16 protein-coding genes and 2 pseudogenes are annotated in these 20,582 nt (G+C 66.8%); 11 read left to right on the top strand and 7 right to left on the bottom strand.

Translation table 11 applies throughout. From position 1 onward, the window contains the following. The first annotated feature begins 173 nt into the window (after nt 1–173). Nucleotides 174–2,732, top strand: coding sequence for an outer membrane protein assembly factor BamA (bamA, locus tag ASF25_RS17145; RefSeq protein ID WP_056173144.1), 2,559 nt, complete (start codon nt 174–176; stop codon nt 2,730–2,732). A 44-nt stretch (nt 2,733–2,776) separates the two neighbouring features. After that, nucleotides 2,777–3,841: a UDP-3-O-(3-hydroxymyristoyl)glucosamine N-acyltransferase gene (lpxD, locus tag ASF25_RS17140; protein ID WP_056306073.1), complete on the top strand. Its 1,065-nt coding sequence runs from the start codon at nt 2,777–2,779 to the stop codon at nt 3,839–3,841. 3 nt (nt 3,842–3,844) lie between these two features. On the opposite strand, the gene ASF25_RS17135 is transcribed toward lpxD, so the two are convergent. After that, entirely contained in the window at nt 3,845–4,762 is a 918-nt protein-coding gene (locus tag ASF25_RS17135) for a Crp/Fnr family transcriptional regulator (RefSeq protein ID WP_082502873.1), read from the bottom strand. Between the two features lie 300 nt (nt 4,763–5,062). On the opposite strand from ASF25_RS17135, the gene fabZ reads away from it, so the two are divergent. From fabZ to ASF25_RS17110, 5 genes are all read left to right on the top strand, one after another. After that, complete coding sequence (fabZ, locus tag ASF25_RS17130; protein ID WP_056174090.1) at nt 5,063–5,527, top strand: 3-hydroxyacyl-ACP dehydratase FabZ; 465 nt, start codon at nt 5,063–5,065, stop codon at nt 5,525–5,527. After that, the gene (lpxA, locus tag ASF25_RS17125; RefSeq protein WP_056173150.1) at nt 5,524–6,336 is read left to right on the top strand and encodes an acyl-ACP--UDP-N-acetylglucosamine O-acyltransferase; all 813 of its coding nucleotides are present in this window, start codon (nt 5,524–5,526) and stop codon (nt 6,334–6,336) included. The genes fabZ and lpxA overlap by 4 nt, the downstream gene beginning before the upstream one ends. Next, the gene (gene lpxI / locus ASF25_RS17120) at nt 6,333–7,184 is read left to right on the top strand and encodes a UDP-2,3-diacylglucosamine diphosphatase LpxI (protein ID WP_056262795.1); all 852 of its coding nucleotides are present in this window, start codon (nt 6,333–6,335) and stop codon (nt 7,182–7,184) included. Before lpxA ends, lpxI begins: the two co-directional genes overlap by 4 nt. Continuing rightward, complete coding sequence (lpxB, locus tag ASF25_RS17115; RefSeq protein WP_056306072.1) at nt 7,181–8,353, top strand: lipid-A-disaccharide synthase; 1,173 nt, start codon at nt 7,181–7,183, stop codon at nt 8,351–8,353. Before lpxI ends, lpxB begins: the two co-directional genes overlap by 4 nt. Nucleotides 8,354–8,416: 63 nt before the next feature. Next, a complete protein-coding gene (locus tag ASF25_RS17110) occupies nt 8,417–8,917 on the top strand; it encodes a hypothetical protein (protein ID WP_056306070.1) in 501 nt (166 codons plus the stop codon). Here ASF25_RS17110 and ASF25_RS17105 read toward each other — a convergent pair. From ASF25_RS17105 to gltX, 3 genes are all read right to left on the bottom strand, one after another. Next, the gene (locus ASF25_RS17105; protein ID WP_056306068.1) at nt 8,914–9,807 is read right to left on the bottom strand and encodes a dihydrodipicolinate synthase family protein; all 894 of its coding nucleotides are present in this window, start codon (nt 9,805–9,807) and stop codon (nt 8,914–8,916) included. The two genes, ASF25_RS17110 and ASF25_RS17105, sit on opposite strands and share 4 nt — an antisense overlap. Before the next feature lie 123 nt (nt 9,808–9,930). Further along, nucleotides 9,931–11,220 carry a citrate synthase gene (gene gltA, locus ASF25_RS17100; RefSeq protein ID WP_056173165.1) on the bottom strand — a complete coding sequence of 430 codons (1,290 nt, stop codon included), beginning with the start codon at nt 11,218–11,220 and terminating at the stop codon, nt 9,931–9,933. 240 nt (nt 11,221–11,460) lie between these two features. Continuing rightward, nucleotides 11,461–12,885: a glutamate--tRNA ligase gene (gene gltX / locus ASF25_RS17095; RefSeq protein ID WP_056173167.1), complete on the bottom strand. Its 1,425-nt coding sequence runs from the start codon at nt 12,883–12,885 to the stop codon at nt 11,461–11,463. Between the two features lie 161 nt (nt 12,886–13,046). Here gltX and ASF25_RS17090 point away from each other — a divergent pair, with 161 nt between their 5' ends. Further along, nucleotides 13,047–15,314, top strand: coding sequence for a ComEC/Rec2 family competence protein (locus ASF25_RS17090; protein ID WP_056306066.1), 2,268 nt, complete (start codon nt 13,047–13,049; stop codon nt 15,312–15,314). Here ASF25_RS17090 and lexA read toward each other — a convergent pair. Next, complete coding sequence (gene lexA, locus ASF25_RS17085; protein ID WP_056306149.1) at nt 15,308–16,057, bottom strand: transcriptional repressor LexA; 750 nt, start codon at nt 16,055–16,057, stop codon at nt 15,308–15,310. The two genes, ASF25_RS17090 and lexA, sit on opposite strands and share 7 nt — an antisense overlap. A 266-nt stretch (nt 16,058–16,323) precedes the next feature. After that, nucleotides 16,324–17,513, bottom strand: a pseudogene (locus ASF25_RS17080) (IS3 family transposase). Nucleotides 17,514–18,014: 501 nt separating this feature from the next. Here ASF25_RS17080 and ASF25_RS23110 point away from each other — a divergent pair. Both ASF25_RS23110 and ASF25_RS23770 read left to right on the top strand, forming a co-directional pair. Further along, a pseudogene (locus ASF25_RS23110) lies at nt 18,015–19,289 on the top strand (ISL3 family transposase); the annotation flags it as partial. A 100-nt stretch (nt 19,290–19,389) separates the two neighbouring features. Continuing rightward, a partial coding sequence (locus ASF25_RS23770) for a transposase (RefSeq protein WP_244473072.1) occupies nt 19,390–19,764 on the top strand: 375 nt, incomplete at its 5' end. Nucleotides 19,765–19,832: 68 nt separating this feature from the next. On the opposite strand, the gene ASF25_RS17065 is transcribed toward ASF25_RS23770, so the two are convergent. Further along, nucleotides 19,833–20,051, bottom strand: coding sequence for a DUF465 domain-containing protein (locus ASF25_RS17065; RefSeq protein WP_056173172.1), 219 nt, complete (start codon nt 20,049–20,051; stop codon nt 19,833–19,835). A 226-nt stretch (nt 20,052–20,277) separates the two neighbouring features. Between ASF25_RS17065 and ASF25_RS17060 the strand changes: the two genes are divergently transcribed. After that, complete coding sequence (locus tag ASF25_RS17060; protein WP_056261054.1) at nt 20,278–20,460, top strand: DUF465 domain-containing protein; 183 nt, start codon at nt 20,278–20,280, stop codon at nt 20,458–20,460. Nucleotides 20,461–20,582 lie beyond the last annotated feature (122 nt).

Genomic DNA, 20,582 nt, shown 5'->3' with positions numbered 1-20,582 from the left:
CCGGAAGGCCACGTGTCCCCAAAATCCCCTGTGAGCGGGTGACCCCAACGTTTGCTTCGACCGGGAAACCCGCTAGAAGCTGAGCTTGGGACCAGACGACGGGACGACCGGGCAAACCGGCGCCTGTCCGCGGGTGCGAACCCGTACTGATAATAAAAGAGACGGGCGATTACATGATGTCGATGACGGGAAAGCGCCGACGTAAGTCGGCGGAGCGGACCATCGTCCTAGTCGCCACCACGGCCGCAGGGCTGGTTCTCGGCGGCGTGGCGCAGGCCGAGCAGATCGTCGTCCAGGGTAACAAGCGCGTCGATTCCGACACGATCCGGTCCTACGTGACCGGCACCGCCTCCGGTTCGCCCGAGGAAGCCCGCCGCAACCTCCTGGCGAGCGGCATGTTCTCCGACGTTAAGGTGTCGCGCAGCGGCGGCAGCACCGTGGTGAGCGTGCGCGAGAACAACATCATCAACCGGGTGGTGTTCGAGGGAAACAAGAAGGTCGAGAAGGCCACCCTCGAGGGTGAGATCGAAGCCAAGGCGCGTGGTCCCTACAATCAGGGCATCGTCACCGCCGACATGCAGCGCATCCGCGAGATCTACCGTCGCTCGGGCCGCGGCAGCGCCAAGGTCAGCTTCCGCACCGTCGATCTGCCCAACGGCCGCCTGGACGTGATCTATGTCATCGAGGAAGGCGACAAGACCGGCATCAAGGCGATCAACATATCGGGCAACAAGGAATACTCCGAGTCGAAGATCAAGGAGCTGATGTCCTCCTCGGAGATGAACTTCCTGTCGTTCATCAAGACCTCCGATGTCTATGATCCCGACCGGATCACCAACGATCTCGACCTCGTGCGGCGCTTCTACCTCAAGAACGGTTACGCCGATTTCCGCGTCGTCAAGGCCGATGCCCGCTACGTCGAGGCCGAGACCGATGCCGGTTGGGTGATCGACGTGGTGGTCGAGGAAGGCCAGCAGTACAAGGTCGGTGCCGTCGCCATCGATTCGCGCCTTCCCGGCCTCGACACGCAGGGTCTCGATGGCGAGGTTCGCGCCCAGGTCGGCGATGTCTACAACGCCGAGGATGTCGAGCGCACCCTCAGTGGCGTGACGAACCAGGTTGCCCGCCAGGGCTTCCCCTTCGCCCAGGTGCGTCCCACCGGGCAGCGCGATCCGGCCACCGGTACCGTGGCCCTCGGCTTCGTTGTCGAGGATGGTCCGCGCGTCTACGTCGAGCGTATCAACATCCGCGGCAACACCCGCACCCGCGACTACGTCATCCGTCGCGAGCTCGATATCACCGAGGGTGATGCCTACAACCGCGTCCTCACGGACCGGGCGGAGCGTCGCCTGAACGGTCTCGGCTTCTTCAAGAAGGTCCGGTTCTCGAACGAGCCGGGCTCCGCCGCCGATCGCGTGGTCATCAACATCGACGTCGAGGATCAGCCCACGGGTTCGTTCTCGGTCGCCGGTGGCTACTCGACCCAGGACGGCATCATCGGTGAAGTCTCGGTCTCCGAGTCGAACTTCCTCGGCCGCGGCCAGTATGTCCGCGTCGCCGGCACCGCCGGCCAGTACGCCCGCGGCGTCGACTTCTCGTTCACCGAGCCGTACTTCCTCGGCTACCGCCTCGCCGCCGGCTTCGACGCGTTCTACAAGTACAGCGACCAGACCCGCTACTCGCGCTACGAGACCACCGTGTACGGCGGCCAGCTCCGCGTCGGCCTGCCGATCACCGAAGAGTTCGGTATCACCCTGCGTTACTCGCTCTACAACACCGAGCTGCGCGTCCCGAACACCATCCGCCGGCCGTACAACGACTGCTCGAACCCGATCCCGGGCTACACGGCGGTCTATCCGAACAACACGTTCACGGCCAATGGCCAGAACGTGTCGGGCCTCGCGGCCTACCCGAACTGCGCCTTCGACGGTGAAGCCTCCATCGCCCTCAAGGGCTCGCAAGGCAACACTCTCACGTCGCTGGCCGGCCTCACGCTGGCCTACTCGACCCTCGACAACATCGGCCTGCCGCGCAACGGCCTCTACGCCGAACTCAAGCCTGACCTCGCGGGCCTCGGTGGTGACTCGAAGTTCTTCCGCGTGACCGGCGACGCCCGGTACTACAAGGAGTTCTACGAGGACGTGGTCGGCTTCGTCCGGCTTCAGGGCGGTCACATCTCGGCGCTCAACGACGAGCCCCTGCGCATCACGGACCAATTCTTCCTCGGCCCGTCGCTGGTTCGTGGTTTCGCGCCCAACGGCATCGGTCCGCGCGACGTCGGCATAGCCGACAGCCGGTCCAACGCCATCGGCGGCAGCACCTATGTGGGCGGCACCGTCGAGGTCCAGTTCCCGATCTGGGGTATTCCCAAGGATCTTGGCCTGAAGGGCGCAGTCTTCGCCGATGCCGGTACCCTGTTCGGCTACAACGGCCGCACGCAGTTCAACGTCAATGGCGACGCCTTCATCAACGGCATCGCACCCGGCGGCGTCTGTAACTTCAACTCGGCCACCATCGGTGTCGAACCGGAGTGCGTGAACGTTCACGACAAGGCGGTCATCCGGTCTTCCATCGGTGCCTCGATCCTGTGGAACTCCCCGCTCGGACCGATCCGCTTCGATTATGCCTACGCCCTCACCAAGGACGAAGGTGTGAAGGTCCCGGGCACCAACTTCCGCATCGGCAAGGATCAGCTACAGGCGTTCCGGTTCTCCGGCGGCTCGCGCTTCTAACGACAAAGGCGTCGCCCTTTTCCAAGGGCGGCGCGTTTCCGGTCATGGCAGATCCGATCTTCATCACGCCCGACACCGCCCTCAGCCTCGGCGCCATCGCCGAGGCTGCCGGCGTTTCGCTCCCCCCCGCGGCGGACGCGCAGGCAATCTTCAACGGTGCCGCGCCCCTTGAGAGCGCCGGCCCGAGCGATATCGCCTACATGGACAATGCCCGCTACGGTGACGCCCTGGCTCAGACGCGGGCCGGAGTGTGCCTCGTCTCGCCGCGTTTCGCCGCCCGTGTGCCGACCGGCACCATTGCACTGATCACCCGTGATCCTTACCGCTCCTATGCGGGCCTCCTGGCCCGGCTCTACCCGGAGGCGATGCGTCCAGCCTCCGTCTTCGGTTCAAAAGGGGTCGCACCCGGTGCCCATGTCCACCCGGAGGCCCGCCTCGAAACGGGTGTCCGTATCGATCCCGGTGCAGTAATCGGTCCGGGCGCCGAGATCGGCTCAGGAACGGTGATCGGTCCGGGCGCGGTGATCGGCCCGAACGTCCGGGTCGGGCGGGATTGCGCCATCGGCGCGGGTTCGACGGTCACCCATGCCCTGCTCGGCAATCGCGTCATCGTCCATCCCGGCGCCCGCATCGGCCAGGACGGGTTCGGCTTTGCCATGGGGCCGGGCGGCCACCTCAAGGTGCCCCAGATCGGTCGGGTCATCGTTCAGGACGATGTCGAGATCGGTGCCAACACCACCATCGACCGGGGTGCCAGCCGCGATACGGTGATCGGGGAGGGGACCAAGATCGACAACCTCGTCCAGATCGCCCACAACGTCGTCATCGGACGACATTGCGTCATCGTTTCGGGCGTCGGCATCTCCGGTTCGACCACCCTGGAGGATTACGTGGTCCTCGGCGGGCAGGTCGGCGTCGTCGGCCACCTGCGCATCGGCATGGGTGCACAGATCGCCGGGTCGTCCAACGTCAACCGCGACGTACCGCCCGGTTCTCGCTGGGGCGGCACGCCGGCCAAGCCGGTTCGCGCGTGGTTCCGCGAACTCACCACCCTCGCACGACTCGCGGAACGCTCCGGCGGCGACGGGTCGAAGGAGCCGAAGGCCTGACGCTCAGGCCATTTCCCGCAGGCGGAGATAGCCGGCCTCAAAGCCCGCCAACGCTCGGAGCGAGGGCCGGTCGTGGATCGTCAACGCGCGTCCCGTCAGGGTGATCAGGCCCTGACGGCGCAACTCCTGCAGGGTCCGGTTGACGTGGACGCTCGACAGGCCGGCGGTATCGGCGAGATCGTATTGCGTGATCGGCATGTCGCAGCGGTCGTTCTCGACCAGCCCGACGGCCCGAAGGCGAAGCTCGATTTCACAGAACAGGTGCGCGATCCGCTCGAGAGCCGGGCGGGCTCCGATGTTGACGAGCCACTCGCGCAGGGTCGCCTCCTCCACCTTCTCGGCAGCGCGCAAGGCCCCTGCGATGCTTGGGTGATCCTGCACCAACGCCTCGATCGTCGACGACTCGGCGCGCACGATGCGAGCCGAGGTCAACGTCGTCACGCCGTGGTCCATCCGGTTCGACGCGCCCGCATCGAGATCGTAGCTGTCCCCGGGGACGAGGTAGGCCGTGATCTGGCGGCGCCCCCCCGTCAGCAGACTGTAGCGGCAGGCGAACCCTTCCATCAGGATCAGGCGTCCGCCCTTCGTTTCGTGCCGGGCGGTCAGGTCGGACCGTGCGGAGAAAGTTTCCGACGAAGCGGTCAGCCGCTCGACGGCTTCCCCATCCTGGCTCCCGAGTGCGACGTGACTCTCGAGTTTGCGCCTGAAACGGTTCACGCCTTGGCGGATGCCGACGCGAAGCGATCCGACGTTCTCACCGGTTTGGGCTGTCGAGAAGCCGGTCGACTGCAGTGCCGAGCCGAAACTCACGTCGGTCGTTTGATGACCCCAGGTGGCTTCCGGCTGTTGCGAAGCGACGGGGCGGCCGGTGCGATCACGTGAACGCCGAACCGGAACAGCGGACGGGTGGTTGACGGACATGAGACCCATATCTTGATGGCGCACGGTCCAGAGATGCCTTCCGCCATCCTATGGTACGATTTCGCACTGAAGCTTTGGCTGGTCAACGTGCGTGAGCTGGGTTCACGGCGGAACACGCGCGACCGGTTGTCCGACAGGGACGCGTGACTTCCCCCGCCCGGGGGTTGCATCCGGCGAAGTTTCTGCCGAAAGACTTCACCTCAACCACAAAGACTTCGCCTTTTTTCGAATGGCGGATACGAGAACGAGCGGGGCGAAGCGCCGGAAGCGCCGCCGCGTGTCAGGGAGATGATCCGATCGATGAACGAGATGCCGCGCGAGCTCGGCTCGGCCGATATCCAGAAGGTTCTGGAACTCCTGCCGCACCGCTATCCCTTCCTCATGATCGACCGGATCGTCGAGATCGACGGTGACCGCTCCTGTGTCGGCATCAAGAACGTCACGATCAACGAGCCGCAATTCACCGGGCACTTCCCCGGTCTGCCGGTATTCCCCGGCGTGCTCCTCATCGAGGGAATGGCTCAGACTGCCGGCGCCATCTGCTGCCAGCACATCATGACCGACGATCTGCGCGCCAAGCAGGTGTTCTTCATGACCATCGACAAGTGCAAGTTCCGCAAGCCCGTCGTGCCCGGAGACACCGTGCGCTACCACATGACGAAGCTGAATCAGCGCCGCACCATGTGGTGGTTCCGGGGTGAAGCCCGTGTCGGTGATACCCTGGTGGCGCAGGCCGAGATCGGCGCCATGCTGGTGACGGAATGACCGCTGTGGTGGGCATCCACCCGAGTGCCGTGATCGAGGACGGCGCGATCCTCGGGGCCGATGTCCGCATCGGCCCGTTCTGCCATGTCGGCCCGGAGGTCAGGCTCGGCGATGGCTGCGAGCTCGTCAGCCACGTGGTCGTGGCCGGCTCCACCACCATCGGATCGCGCACCCGCCTCTATCCCTTCGCCTCCATCGGCCATCCACCACAGGACCTGAAATTCCGCGGGGAGGCGTCGACGCTCACCATCGGCGCCGATTGCCTTATCCGCGAAGGCGTCACCATGAACCCCGGCACCGCCGGCGGCGGCCTGGAAACCACGGTCGGTGACACCTGTACCTTCCTGGCCAACTCCCATGTCGGGCACGATTGCCGGGTCGGCAACGGGGTCGTGTTCTCCAACAACGTCATGCTCGCCGGCCATTGCACGGTGGGCGATTTCGCCATCCTTGGCGGCGGCGCGGCGGTGATCCAGTTCGCCCGCGTCGGGGCGCACGCCTTCGTCGGCGGTATGTCGGCCCTCGAGAACGACTGCATTCCCTTCGGCATGGCACTGGGCAACCGAGCCTATCTGTCGGGTCTCAACATCATCGGGCTGCAGCGCCGGGGCTTCGCCCGCGAGGATATCCATGCGTTGCGCCGCGCCTATCGCCTCTTGTTCGCCCCCGAGGGAACGCTGATGGAGCGAGTGGAGGACGTGGCGGCGGAGTTCGATACCCATCGGGGCGTCGCCGAGATCGTCGCGTTCATCCGAGCCGGCGGCAAGCGTTCGATCTGCACCCCGCGCGAGACGCCGGGCGCGCCTTGAGAGCCCTGCCGGCTCCCCTCGTCCTTGTCGCCGGAGCAGGACGTCTGCCCGAGCTCGTGGCCGAATCCCTGGACCGGGCCGGGCGTCCGTTCCGCATCCTCGCGATCCGGGGCTTCGCAGAGCGTGGCATGCGGGCTCGGGCGGAGGCCACCGTCGATCTCCTCGACATCGCCGGGGTGCTGGCCATCCTCAAGGCCTGGGGGCCGGTGAGCGTGGTGCCGGCCGGCGGCGTCTCGCGGCCGAACCCGGCCGCCATCCTCAACGCCGCCGCGGCCTTGCGCAATCGGGACGCCCTCAAGGCCATCGCCGGTGGCGGCGACGACCGGCTCTTGCGCGGGGCCCTGGCGCTGCTCGAAGAGAACGGCCACGGCGTCGTCGGCGTCCATGAGGTGGCCCCCGATCTCCTGAGCCCCGAGGGCGTCATGGGACGGCACGTGCCCGATGCCGCCGCCCGTGAATCCATCGACACGGGGCGCGCCCTCCTGGGCGCCCTGGCGCCCTACGACGTCGGGCAGGCCGCCGTGGTGGTGGCCCAGCGCGCGGTCGCCGTCGAGGGTCCCGAGGGCACCGACCGGATGCTCGCCCGCGCGCGAGCGCTCGGCCGCAAGCCGTTCGGTCTGGGAGCGAGCCAGCCCGGCACCGTTCTCGTCAAGGTGGCAAAGGTCGGGCAGGATCTGCGAGTCGATCTGCCGGCCATCGGCCCGCGTACCATCGCGGCGGCGGCGGCGGCGGGCTGCGCCGGCCTCGCGATCCAGGCCGGGTTCACCCTCATCATCGACCGGCCCGCGACCATCGCAGCCGCCGATCGCGCAGGCCTGTTCCTCGTCGGTCTGGGGATCGACGCATGAGCGACAAGACCGCGCCAAGGAAGATTTGGCTCGTCGCGGGCGAGGATTCGGGCGACCAGCTCGGCGCCAAGCTCATGCGCGGCTTGCGCGACCTGTCGGACCGACCGATCCGGTTCGGCGGCGTCGGCGGCGAGGCGATGACGGAGCAAGGCTTCACGTCGCTGTTTCCCATCGATGACGTGGCGGTGATGGGCTACCTGCCCGTGGCCGCACGGCTGCGAACCCTGCTGCGCCGCATCCGCCAGACCGTGCGCGACGTGGTGGACGCCCGCCCCGATATCCTCGTCATCATCGACAGTCCGGGCTTCACCCATGCGGTCGCGTCACGCGTGCGCAAGCGGATGCCGGACCTGCCCATCGTCGATTACGTGTCGCCCAGCGTATGGGCGTGGCGGCCCTGGCGCGCGGCGAAGATGCGGCCGTTCATCGATCACGTCCTTGCCCTGCTGCCGTTCGAGCCGGAAGCCCATCGCCGCCTCGGCGGTCCGGCCTGCACCTATGTCGGTCACCCCCTGATCGAGCGTCTGGAGGAGCTACGGCCCGACGCCCGGGAGGCGCAGGCGCGCGCGGCGACGCCGCCGACCCTGGTGATCCTGCCGGGGTCACGCCGCTCCGAGATCGAGCGGCTGATGCCTGTGTTCGGCGCGACCCTGGGGCAGCTCAGGAAGCGCTTCGGTGAGATCGAGGCGGTGCTGCCTGCCGTGACCCGCCACCGCGCCCTCATCGAACGCCTGGCGCGAGCGTGGGACGCCCCGGTGCGCCTCGTGTACGGCGAGGCCGCCAAGCATGAGGCCTTCAGGCGTGCCCGCGCGGCGCTCGCGGCCTCCGGCACCGTGACTCTCGAACTTGCCTTGGCCGGCGTGCCGATGGTGGTCGCCTACAAGGTCTCGCGTATCGAGGAGGCTGTGGCCCGGCGCCTGATCCAGGTGCCCACCATCGTGCTGCCGAACCTGATTCTGGCGCAGAACGCCATGCCGGAGTTCATCCAGGCCGATTGCACGGCTCAGCGCCTCGTCGAGGCCTTGGCGCCTCTTCTGGCCGGCGGGCCGGCACGCGACGCGCAGATCGAGGCCCTGTCGCGGATCGACGGCCTGATGCGGCTGCCCGGTGGCGAGGAACCGAGCCGGCGTGCGGCCCGAATCGTGCTGGGCGCGACGCGGGTGACCTGATCGACGGGGTGTACGGCGTACGATAGGTTTGCACGGACCCAATCGTACGGCGGGCTCGGTACGGTGCGACGCACGCTCAAATTCCTCCACACCATGGGGGCCATTGGCGTCATGGGGGCGATGGCCTGCCTCGTCGTGATGCTGAGCTTCACGCCCCCGTCCTCGTCCCTCGCCGGCTATGCGCTGATGCGCGGAGCCATGGGCGCGGTGGCGTCCTGGATCTTCCTCCCTTCTCTCGCTCTGACGCTGCTGGCCGGCCTACTCGCCCTCGCACAACGCGCCTTCCACAATGCGGGTTGGGCCTGGGTGAAGCTTGCCACCGGCGTGCTGATGTTCGAAGGTGGCCTCGTCTACGTTCAGGGACCGATGCAGCAGGAGGCGGACCTCAGCGCCGGCGCCCTGATCGGCAAGGCCGATCTCGCCATGCTGGGCCAATCCCTCGGCGCCGAGGCGAACACCCTCTGGGTTCTCCTCGCGGTCGCGACGGCCAACGTGGTTCTTGGTATCTGGCGCCCGCGCCTCATCCGCTTGTCGGCGCGATCGGATCCGGGGCGACGACCTTAGCGAAGATCCAAACCACGTAAGGTCTGCACGACGCGGTCCCGTGCGCGATCCGGAAGGGGTAGGATCGGGCGTGGCGGGTCGGTGTGGCAGACCCCGAGGGCATCGGCATAGGCATAGATCACGCGCAGGCTCGAGAACTCCTTGAACAGACTCCAGAGCGGCTGCAATCGTACGTCCAACTCCCGCGCCGCTGTATGGTCTCCCGTCCGGATGGCCCTCACGATCGCCATGGCGGTCTGCGGAAACAATCCGCCCATGACGCTGTACCAGGTGTCGGCCCCAGCCAGCAGAGCCTCGACGGTGTTCCAGTCGCCGCTGTAGCCGAGGGAGAAACCGGCCGTGACGGCCTCGCGCAAGCCTTGCAGATGTGCGGTGATCTCCGGCGGTGCGCAGGCCGGACTTTTGACGGCGATCACGCCGGGTTCACGGCTGAGGCGTCCGACGAGCGCGGCCGTGAAGGCGAAATGGGTGGTGCCGGGATTGTCGTAGATGCAGAGCGGCAGGCCGCTCTCCCGGGCGACGGTCACGAAATGCGCGAACACCTCGTCTTCGGTCAGGGGCGTATAGGAGATGGCGGCCAGCAGCCCGGCCGCGGCCCCCATGGCTCTGGCGTCCTGGGCCAGCGCCACGGCCTCGTCCGTCCGCAGGGCGCCGACGCCGACGAGGATCGGAACATCGGTGCCGACTGCATCCAGGGCCGCTTCAACGGCGCGACGCCGCTCCTGCCGGCTAAGATACGGGTACGAGCCGGTGCTGCCGAGAAGGCCGATGGAATCGACCCCGGCATCGCGCAAGGGCGTAACCAGCCGACGCAACGCCCCGACATCGACACATCCGCTCGGATCCGCCGGTGTGATCGGAAAGGCCGACAGCCCATTCGGAAGGATCATGGGTGCCTCCGGGCGGCGAAGGCCGCATGCCTCCGCCCACGTAGCGGGTACGGCCGGGCGGGATAAATCCTACCCGGCTGCACTGTCCCTGGCTCGCCCTCTACCGGATGAGCCGCCCCGCCTTCAGGCGCGCTGATCGATGGGCACGTATTCGCGCTTGTCCGGGCCGATATAGAGCTGACGCGGCCGGCCGATCTTCTGAGACGGGTCCTCGATCATCTCGGCCCACTGGGCGATCCAGCCCGTGGTGCGGGCGAGCGCAAACAGCACGGTGAACATCGAAGTCGGGAAGCCCATCGCCTTGAGGGTGATGCCCGAGTAGAAATCGATGTTCGGGTAGAGCTTCTTCTCAATGAAGTAGTCGTCTTCGAGGGCGATCTTCTCGAGCTGGACGGCGACCTCCAGCAGCGGATCGTCCTTGATCCCGAGTTGGCCGAGCACCTCGTGGGTGGTCTTCTGCATGATTCGCGCACGCGGATCGTAGTTCTTGTATACCCGGTGACCGAAGCCCATGAGCCGGAACGGGTCGTTCTTGTCCTTGGCCTTGGCGACGTACTTGGCCACGTTCTCAGGGTGCCCGATCTCCTCGAGCATCTTGAGGGCCGCCTCGTTGGCGCCGCCATGGGCCGGTCCCCACAGGCAGGCGATGCCGGCGGCGACGCAGGCGAACGGGTTGGCCCCCGACGAGCCGGCGAGACGCACGGTGGAGGTCGAAGCGTTCTGCTCGTGATCGGCGTGGAGGATGAAGATCCGGTCGAGCGCCCGGGCGAAGATCGGATTGACCTTGAATTCCTCGCACGGCACCGCGAAACACATCCGCAGAAAGTTCGACGTATAGTCGAGGTCGTTCTTGGGATAGACGAACGGCTGACCGATGGAATACTTGTAAGCCATCGCAGCGAGTGTCGGCATCTTGGCGATCATGCGCAAGCTCGCGATCATGCGCTGCTTGTCGTCCGAGATGTCCGTCGAGTCGTGATAGAACGCCGACAGGGCGCCGACGCAGGCGACCATGATCGCCATCGGGTGCGCGTCGCGGCGGAACCCCTGGAAGAATCGGTTCATCTGGTCATGCACCATGGTGTGGCGCGTGACCCGGTAATCGAAGTCGGCCTTCTGGGCCGGCGTCGGCAACTCGCCGAACAGCATGAGATAGCAGGTCTCGAGGAAATCGCCGTTCTCGGCGATCTGGTCGATGGGGTAGCCGCGATAGAGTAGCACGCCGGCATCGCCGTCGATGTAGGTGATCTTGGATTCACACGACGCGGTCGAGGTGAAACCCGGGTCGAACGTGAATTTGCCGGTCTTGGCGTAGAGCTGGCCGATATCGATGACGTCGGGGCCGATGGTACCGGTCTTGATCGGCAACTCGACCTGCGCGTCGCCCACGGTGATGGTGCTGGTGGCGCTCATGGAGACGTGGACCCTTTCGTGGCAGCGGGGCGGCGCCGGCCCGTGTGGCGATGGTTCACCAACCCGGTTCCGGGGCGCAAGGGCAACGCATGCTGCACTTGCTCACACGAGCATCGGGTTAGCGGATCGGTCGACCGCCTTCAACCGAGCGTCCGCATCACGAACGCCACGAAGCGAAATCCAGGCCGGTTTGTCATTCGGCCCGGGCGTTCCGCGTCGACGCCAGCGAAACCCGCCGCGTCAGGCGGTGGCCTGATCACGCAAGCGACTGAGGCACTCTTCGCGCCCGAGCACGGCCATTACGTCGAAGACCGGCGGCGAGGTCGCCCGCCCGGTCAGCGCCGCCCGCAGGGGCTGCGCGATCTGCCCGAGCTTCACGGCCGCCGATTCGGCGAAAGCGCGCACGGTGCCTTCCGTTGCGGCAGCGCTCCATTCCGGAAGCGCTTCCAGGGCGGGCAGGATCGCGGAGAGGCGGGTCCGCGCCTCCGGGCCGAGGAGGGAGGCGGCCTTGTCGTCGAGGGCCAGGGGCCGGGCCGCCGTGAGGTAGTAGGCGCTGTCGAGGAGGTCGACGAGGGTCTTCGCCCGCTCCTTCAGGCCGGGCATCGCCGCAATCAGCTTCTCGCGGAGTTCGGGTGCCATGGGCGAGGCGATGCCGCGCGACGGGCCCAGGGCCGGCAGCACGCCGTCGAGGGCTGCGACGAGATCCGCGTCGTCGGCGCCTCGGATGTAGAGCCCGTTGAGATTCTCCAGCTTGGCGAAATCGAAACGCGCGGGCGAGCGCCCGATGGACTTGAGATCGAAGGCCGCGATCATCTCGTCGGTGGAGAACACTTCCTGGTCGCCGTGGCTCCAGCCGAGGCGCACGAGGTAGTTGCGCAAAGCCGCCGGCAGGTAGCCGAGATCGCGATAGGCGTCGACGCCCAGCGCCCCGTGGCGCTTCGACAGCTTGGCCCCGTCGGCCCCATGGATGAGCGGGATGTGCGCCATGGCCGGTGCGTCCCAGCCGAGGGCATCCGAAATCTGGCGCTGGCGCGCCGCATTGGTCAGATGGTCGTCGCCGCGGATAACCTGGGTGACGCCCATGTCGTGGTCGTCCACCACCACGGCGAGCATGTAGGTCGGGTTGCCGTCGGAGCGCAGGAGCACGAGGTCGTCGAGGTCTCGGTTCTGCCAGACGACGCGTCCCTGCACGCCGTCCTCGACCACGGTCTCGCCTTCGAGCGGCGCGCGCAGGCGGATCACCGGCTTCGCCCCGGCGGGCGCCTCGGACGGGTCGCGGTCGCGCCAGCGGCCATCGTAGCGAAGGGGCCGGCCCTCGGCCCGCGCCGCCTCGCGCATGGCCGTGAGTTCGTCCGGCGTCGCGTAGCAACGATAGGCGTGCCCCGACGCGAGCAAAGTCTCCGCCGCCTCCCGGTGCCGGTCGGCCCGGGCGTACTGGTAGATGACATCGCCGTCCCAATCGAGGCCGAGCCAGCGCATCCCGTCGAGGATCGCGTCGATCGCCCCCTGGGTCGAGCGTTCGCGATCCGTATCCTCGATGCGCAGCAGCATCCGGCCGCCGAAGCGACGGGCATAGAGCCAGTTGAACAGGGCGGTGCGCGCGCCGCCGATGTGAAGATAGCCCGTTGGGGAGGGCGCGAAGCGCGTGACGACGGTGGACGACATCGATCTTGGCTTAGACTCTGTAGGGAAGCAGGCGGACGGCGGATCGACCGGCCCGGGGATGGGCATGTAGCATGCGCGAAGGCAGGCGTTAAGAAATCGTCACCCCCACCCCTAGGAATGGTGAAGGGTCGCACGCGGGTCACGCCCGGAGGTGTCGTGGGATGGGGCAGGGAGGCGCACGGACCGCCGGACGGATGTGGGTGCGCGCCGCCGCCCGCGTTCCCGCGCCGTCCCTGTGGCTCGGCACGCTTCAGGAGGGTGTCGCCGCCGGATTCTGCCGGGAGGTCGAACAGCGCCGACTCTTTCCCTGGCTCGCGGTGGCGTTCGGCCTCGGGGTGCTGCTTTGCTTCACTGCGACCTCCGGGCCGCCATCCCTGGCGGCACCGCTCGCCGTTGCGGCGATTTTCATCGCTCTGACACCCGTCTTCGCGGCCAGACCCGTGGTCCTGGCCGGTCTCGTCGGGCTCGTCGCCGCATTCCTTGGTTTTGCGGCCGCCACGTTCCGCCTCGTGCAGGTGGCGAGCCCGGTGCTGGCCAGAACCACCATCGCGCCCCTCGTCGGGCTCATCGAAGCCCTCGACGAGAGGGAGGAGGGCGCACGCCTCATCGTTCGGGTCGAGAGCTTCGGCACCCTCGCGGCAGAGCAGCGGCCCCGTCGGGTGCGGGTGTCGTTCAAGAAGGCACCGCCGCTGAAACCCGGTGATCGCATCGCCGCGACGGCGCGCCTGCTTCCGCCTCCCGAAGCGGCGCGGCCGGGCGGCTACGATTTTGCCCGCGATGCCTATTTTCGCGGGATCGGGGCGGTGGGCTCCCTCGTCGGCACGATCCAAGTGCGGCCGCCCCCGGAGGATTTGCCACGGTCCTTGCGGCTCGCCGCTGCAGTCGACGACGCCCGCAACGCCCTGACGCGCCGCATCACCGACGCCAACGGCGGGCAGGCCGGCGCCGTCGCGGCCGCCCTGGTGACGGGCAAACGCGGCCTCATCAACGCGGAGACCAATGATGTCCTGCGCGCGGCGGGAATTTATCACGTCGTGTCGATCTCAGGTCTTCACATGGTGCTGGCGGCCGGGGTGGTGTTTTGGCTCGTGCGCGCGCTTCTCGCGCTGGCGCCGGCGCTGGCCCTGCGCTGGCCGATCAAGAAGATCGCCGCCGCCTGCGCCATGGCGGGTGTGACGGCCTATTGCGTGTTCTCCGGCTGGGATATCGCCGCCGAACGGGCGCTGATCATGACCCTGGTGATGCTCGGTGCGATCCTGGTGGACCGACCGGCCCTGAGCATGCGCAATCTGGCGCTGGCGGCCCTTATCGCCCTGGCGCGTGAGCCGGATGGGCTCCTCGGCCCGAGTTTTCAAATGTCTTTCGGGGCGGTGGCGGGCCTCATCGCCTGCGCTCCGCTCATCGGCGCCGTGAGCTTGCGCGGGCAAAGCGCCGGTCCCCTCGGACGCGTTGCAATCTGGATCGCCACCGCGATCATCGGCACACTTGCGACGACCCTGGTCGCACAGTTCGCGACGGCACCGTTCGCGACCTACCACTTCCAGACGGTCCAGCCCTTCGGCCTCGTCGGAAATGCCCTGACCCTCCCCCTGGTCTCGCTCGCCGTGATGCCGGCGGCGGTCCTCGGCATCTTGGCCTACCCCTTCGCCCTCGATCAGCCGGTCTGGTGGCTCATGGGTCTCGCCGTGCGGGGGATGCTGACGATCTCCACCTGGATCGCCGGGTTCGATCGCGCCACCTACGTGATCCCGGCCTTCGGACCCGGCGCCCTCGCGGCGATGGCCCTTGGCCTCGTCACGCTCACCCTACCGGTGTCGCGGCTGCGCTGGCTCGGCCTCCTACCGATGGCCGTCGGCGTCGCCCTGGCCGCGAGCGCGACGCGGCCGGATCTCTATATCGACCGCGAGGGAGCTGGAATCGCCATTCGCGCCCAGGACGGACGCCTCGCAACCCTGGGGAAACCGCCAGCCTTCGTCCTGGAGCAATGGCTGAAGGCCGATGGCGATGGACGCCGGGCCGGCACCGTCACCGCCCTCTCGACCGCTCGGTGCGATCGGCTCGGCTGCACGGCGCATTTGCCGGACGGAAGAGTGCTTGCACTCGTCACCGACAAACGCGCTCTCCACGAGGATTGCATCCGTGCCGACGTTCTAATCACCCGTCGCGATGCACCGCCGGCCTGCGCCGCCAAACTCGTGCTCGACCGTCCATTCCTGGCTGCTCACGGTGCCGTGACGATCCGCTTCCCGCCAAAGGCCGATCCGATCATCACCACGGCACGACGCGCCGGCGAGAGTGTACCCTGGCGCCCGGTGCGGGAAACGGTACCGACGCGGACCCCGACGCCGGCTGTCCCGACCGCGCCGACAGCGCCAGATACAGACGAACCCGAACCTCCCTCCGAAGGCTCGGGCGAGACTCTTCAGTAGCGACGGACCAGACTGACGAGGCGTCCCTGGATCTGAACCCGATCGGGCCCGAGCACCCGTGTCTCGTAGGCGGGGTTCGCCGCTTCTAGAGCGATGGACGATCCACGCCGGCGCAGGCGCTTGAGGGTCGCTTCCTCGTCGTCGATGAGAGCGACGATGATGTCGCCGGTGTTGGCGGTGTCCTGCTTGCGGATCACCACCAGATCACCGTCGAGGATCCCGGCATCGACCATGGAATCGCCGCGCACCTCCAGGGCGTAATGCTCGCCACCCGAGAGAAAGTCCGGGGACAGGGTGACCGAGTGGCTCTGCTCCTGGATCGCCGAGATCGGCGTACCGGCCGCGATCCGGCCCATGACCGGAATGGTGATGGCACGACCGTCGCCATCCGTCGCTCGCGTCGTCGGCAGGCGTCCAACCGGCATGCGCTCGACGGTGCCCTTGCCCTTGCCCCCCTCGACGACGCTCGGCGTGAAACGACGCGACTCCGTCGGTGCCGCAGCGCCCGCGCCCGACTGCCCTCCGAGACTCTCGGGCATCCTGATCACTTCGATGGCGCGGGCGCGATTGGGGAGGCGCCTGAGGAAACCACGCTCTTCCAGCGCCGTGATCAGCCGATGGATGCCCGACTTCGACTTCAGGTCGAGGGCATCCTTCATCTCATCGAACGACGGCGGTACGCCCCCCTCGTTCATCTTCTGTTGAATGAACTGGAGCAGATCCAGCTGCTTACGAGTCAACATGAACGGCACCCGTCCTCGAACAGTACAAAGCGGCACTAAGCCACAGAAACAAATCGCGAACAGGTTATGCGTTCCGGAAGTGTTCTGCAAGGGTTCTCAGGAAAGATACATGATGGAGTGGCCGGGCGAAATTGGCGATGAGCCTGTCATCGCCAATTGGCGGCGAACCGATAATATTGTTTATCATTAATTATTTAGCAGGGTTTGGGTGCCCCCCCGCTGGTCCCTGCTTTGGCCTGCCCCCGTGCGGTGGCCCAAGTTCGAAGTTAGTGCATCGTCGGTCGGGTGACGATGGCAAGGCGAGCGGACGGCACTGATCCGCTCGGTTCCGTTGGCCAGATGACGACCTCGGGCGCAGGTGGCTGGTATCCGAGCGACGAATGCGGCCGGATGCTGTTGTCGTGCCTTCGCCATTGCTCGATCACGACGCTGGCTTCCTTGAGGGTGTAGAACACCTCGCCTTTGAGGAGTTCGTCCCGCAGCTTCGCGTTGAAGCTCTCGCAATAGCCGTTCTCCCACGGACTGCCCGGCTCGATGTAGGCGGTCTGCGAGCCAACCGCCGCGATCCAGTCCTGGACCGTTTTGGCAATGAACTCCGGCCCGTTGGCCGAGCGGATATGGCCTGGCACGCCGCGCAGACTGAACAGGTCCGAGAGTACGTCGATCACGTCGAGGGCCTTCAGCTTGCGGGATACGCGGATCGCGAGGCACTCGCGAGTGAACTCATCGATCACGTTCAGCATCCGGTACTTGCGACCGTTATGCGTACGGTGCTCGACAAAGTCATACGACCAGACGTGGTCAGGCCGCTCTAGCCGCAGGCGCAGGCACGAGCCGTCGTTGAGCCAAAGGCGTGCCCGTTTCGGCTGACGCGCGGGAACCTCGAGCCCTTCGCTGCGCCAGATCCGCTCGACCCGCTTCACGTTCACCGTCCAGCCGTCACGCCGGAGCAAGGCCGTGATCCGGCGATAGCCGTAGCGCCCGTACTGGAGAGCCAGCGCAACGATGGCGACCGTCAGAGCGGCCTCGTCCTCGACTACGACGGCGGATTTGCGCTGTGTCGAACGATGCTGCCCCAAAACTCGGCAGGCGAAGCGTTCGGACACACCGTGCTTGGCAACGACGGAGTCGACACAAGCCCGGCGGCGAGCCGGGCTCAGAAGTTTTGCTGGCGCTGCCCTTCGGGTCCCGCAGCTGCCTCCTTCAGGATGAGCTTCTCCAGGGTCGGATCGGAGATCGCCCGGCGGAGGCGCTGATTCTCGGTCTCCAGAGAATTCAGCCGCTTCACCTGATTGCCCTTCAGGCCACCGTACTCGGACCGCCACCGGTAATACGTGACCTCGGTGACCTCGATGGACCGGATTGCTTCGGCGACCTTGCGACCTTGCGAGACCAGAACATCCACTTGGCGCAGCTTGGCGACAAGCTCTTCAGCCGTATGCCTCTTCCGTCCCATGATGACATCCTCCTCATGGCTCAGAGCCATACCTCAGGGAGGACCACTTTTCGGCTCTTTGCCAAGTTTGGTGGATTGGGTTGGTGGGGGGATGCCGGAAGGTAGCTGCTGGCTGAACCGGGCGGGGATTCTCAGATCAGGGCATGACCCTNGGCTCTTTGCCAAGTTTGGTGGATTGGGTTGGTGGGGGGATGCCGGAAGGTAGCTGCTGGCTGAACCGGGCGGGGATTCTCAGATCAGGGCATGACCCTTCTCTGTCACATCCCCGGTTGTCGTCTTCTCCACGTCACGCGTGAGGAGAGCACTGCCCTTCGCATTTCCGCTCAAGCGAAGTGCGATCATGCCCGYTGCCCACGCTGTCGTACGGTCAGCCGGTCGGTGCATAGTCGCTATCACCGGCGTCCCGCCGACCTGCCGACGAGCGGTCAGGAGGTGCGTCTGACCCTGACGATCCGACGTTTTTACTGCCACGACCCTGCACGCACGCGCGTTTCGTCGAGNCTGTCGTACGGTCAGCCGGTCGGTGCATAGTCGCTATCACCGGCGTCCCGCCGACCTGCCGACGAGCGGTCAGGAGGTGCGTCTGACCCTGACGATCCGCCGGTTCTACTGCCACCATCCTGCTTGCGCGCGTGGGACCTTCGCCGAACGCCTGCCTCGTCTCCTCGACCGCTACGCTCAGAGAACCTGCCGGCTGGCCGAGGCCCAGGTTCGGACCGCGTTGGCGCTCGGTGCCACACCCGCCGCCCGGCTGCTGCCGCACCTGGCGATGCCCACCAGTGCCACGACGCTGCTGCGCGGCATCCGCAAATGGCCGCTGCCGACCCGATCCAAGCCGGTCATCGTCGGGGTCGACGACTGGGCCCTGCGCAAGGGCCGAACCTATGGCACCATCCTGGTCGACCTTGAACGCCGCCGTCCCATCGGCCTGCTGCCGGATCGTTCGGCCTCGACGCTGGCGGCCTGGCTCCGGCGCGAACCACAGATCCAGGTCGTGGCTCCAGGTCGTGGCACGGGACCGCTCGACCGAATATGCGCGTGGGACCACCATGGGTGCGCCCGATGCCGTTCAGGTCGCAGACCGCTGGCACCTCCTGCTCAATACCCGACAGATGGTCGAGCGCTGGCTCGCCCGCGTCCATCCGCGTCTGAAGCTGTTACCGGCCGTGGCCCCGTCATCGCCATCGATCCGGCGCATCACGGCCTACCCACGCGCACCGTCCGAGATGCTGGCGCGGGCCGCGGCCCGTAGCCGATGGAAAGCGGCCTACGATGACGTCCGTCGCCGCCATGCGGAAGGACACTCGCTTCGGCGCATCAATCGCGAGACGGGCTTGGCCCGCGCCACGGTGCGCAAGTACGCCTTCGCCGCGAGCTTTGCGTCGCCGCCATGCGGAAGGACACTCGCTTCGGCGCATCAATCGCGAGACGGGCTTGGCCCGCGCCACGGTGCGCAAGTACGCCTTCGCCGCGAGCTTTCCCCGGAACGGCATGCGCGAGCCGAAGCCGAGCATGCTCGATCCTTATCTCGGGCATCTGCATGGCCGCCTCGATGAGGGCTGCGAGAACGCTGCGCAGCTTTGGCGCGAACTTCAGGGTATCGGCTTTGCCGGCACCTCGAAGCAGGTGCATCGCTRGTTGTCCGAGCGGCGCGCAGGCCCGGCTGGAACGACTATCCGGTCGTCGCCAGCACCGACCGACACCCGTGTTGTGACCTCCACCGCATCACCCCTGGCCTCATCCAAGCAGCTGTCCTGGTATCTCCTGCGGGAGCCCGAAGACCTCGGCCCTGAGGCGGCCGCGGTCGTCTCGCGCGTCCTGCAGGATACCGAGGCGGCCAAGGTGGTCGATCTCGGCCGCCGGTTCTGCCGAATCNGAAGACCTCGGCCCTGAGGCGGCCGCGGTCGTCTCGCGCGTCCTGCAGGATACCGAGGCGGCCAAGGTGGTCGATCTCGGCCGCCGGTTCTGCCGAATCKTCCGGAGCCGCTGTGGCCRGCAGCCGTCAGGAAAATCAGATGTCACGGCGTTCGATCAATGGCTGGGCGAAGCGYAAACCTGCGGTGTCCGGATCGTCGAAAGCTTCGCTGCTAGCCTCGGTCAGGATAGAGATGCTGTTCGGTCCGCGCTGACGCTGCCTTGGAGCAGTGGGCAGGCCGAAGGGCAGATCACGCGTCTCAAGCTCTTGAAGCGCGCCATGTACGGCCGCGCCAACCTCGATCTCCTCCGCCAACGGTTCCTCCTCGCAGCCTGATCCACCAAACCCGGCGAAGAGCCTCTTTTCAGGGGGCAGGCCAGTTCGGCGAAACCGGCCGGCCTGGGTCAGGCGATGATGTCCGGCGTGATCTGGTCTTCGATGTAGGAGATCCGGTCGCGCAAGGAGAGCTTGCGCTTCTTGAGGCGCTGGATCTGGAGCTGGTCGCCGGCGACGCTCAGTTCGAGGGCGTCGATGGCGCCGTCGAGGTCGCGGTGCTCCTGCTTGAGCCGCTCCAGCTCGTCGGCGAACGCCGTCGGTTCGTCGTCGTTCAACGCACTCGCCATCGCACCCTGTAGCCCCGGGATTCCCGTGCGCCGACCATGCGGCACCGCTCCGCCGACGGCAAGAACCCCCGGCGCGGCCTGCACAGGCAAGGTCTCACAGGAGCCGGTTAACCACGCCCGAGGCCGGTCCGGAAAAACCCGCAAGCCTGGCCGCCAATAGCCTTCGACAGCCGGCTTCACATATGTCAGTCTCCGATTCGTCGAAACGAGACAGGAGAAGACACTCATGTCACTGCAGACGCACCTCACCCAGCTCGCCCGGAAGCACGAAGCCCTCGAGCGGGAGATCCACGACGCCAAGCACAGTCCCTCGGCGAACGACCTGCGCATCGCAGAACTCAAGAGAAAGAAACTCCTTCTCAAGGACGAGATGAACCGGCTTCGAAGCGACACCGATTCGCTGCATTGAGCCCGTACAGGCCCAAATTTTTCTCTGAGCGTTCGCCGCCGCCCCTGGTCTCCAGGGCGGCGGTTCTCGTTTGCGGGAAGCCCGCCGTCCCGCATAAGGTCCGGCTCAAGCCGTCGACCACG

Origin of the sequence: Methylobacterium sp. Leaf100, from assembly GCF_001422845.1 — a bacterium.
Classification (GTDB): domain Bacteria; phylum Pseudomonadota; class Alphaproteobacteria; order Rhizobiales; family Beijerinckiaceae; genus Methylobacterium.
The sequence above is the reverse complement of the archived record's forward strand: the minus strand, read 5'-3'. Positions and strand labels throughout refer to the sequence as shown.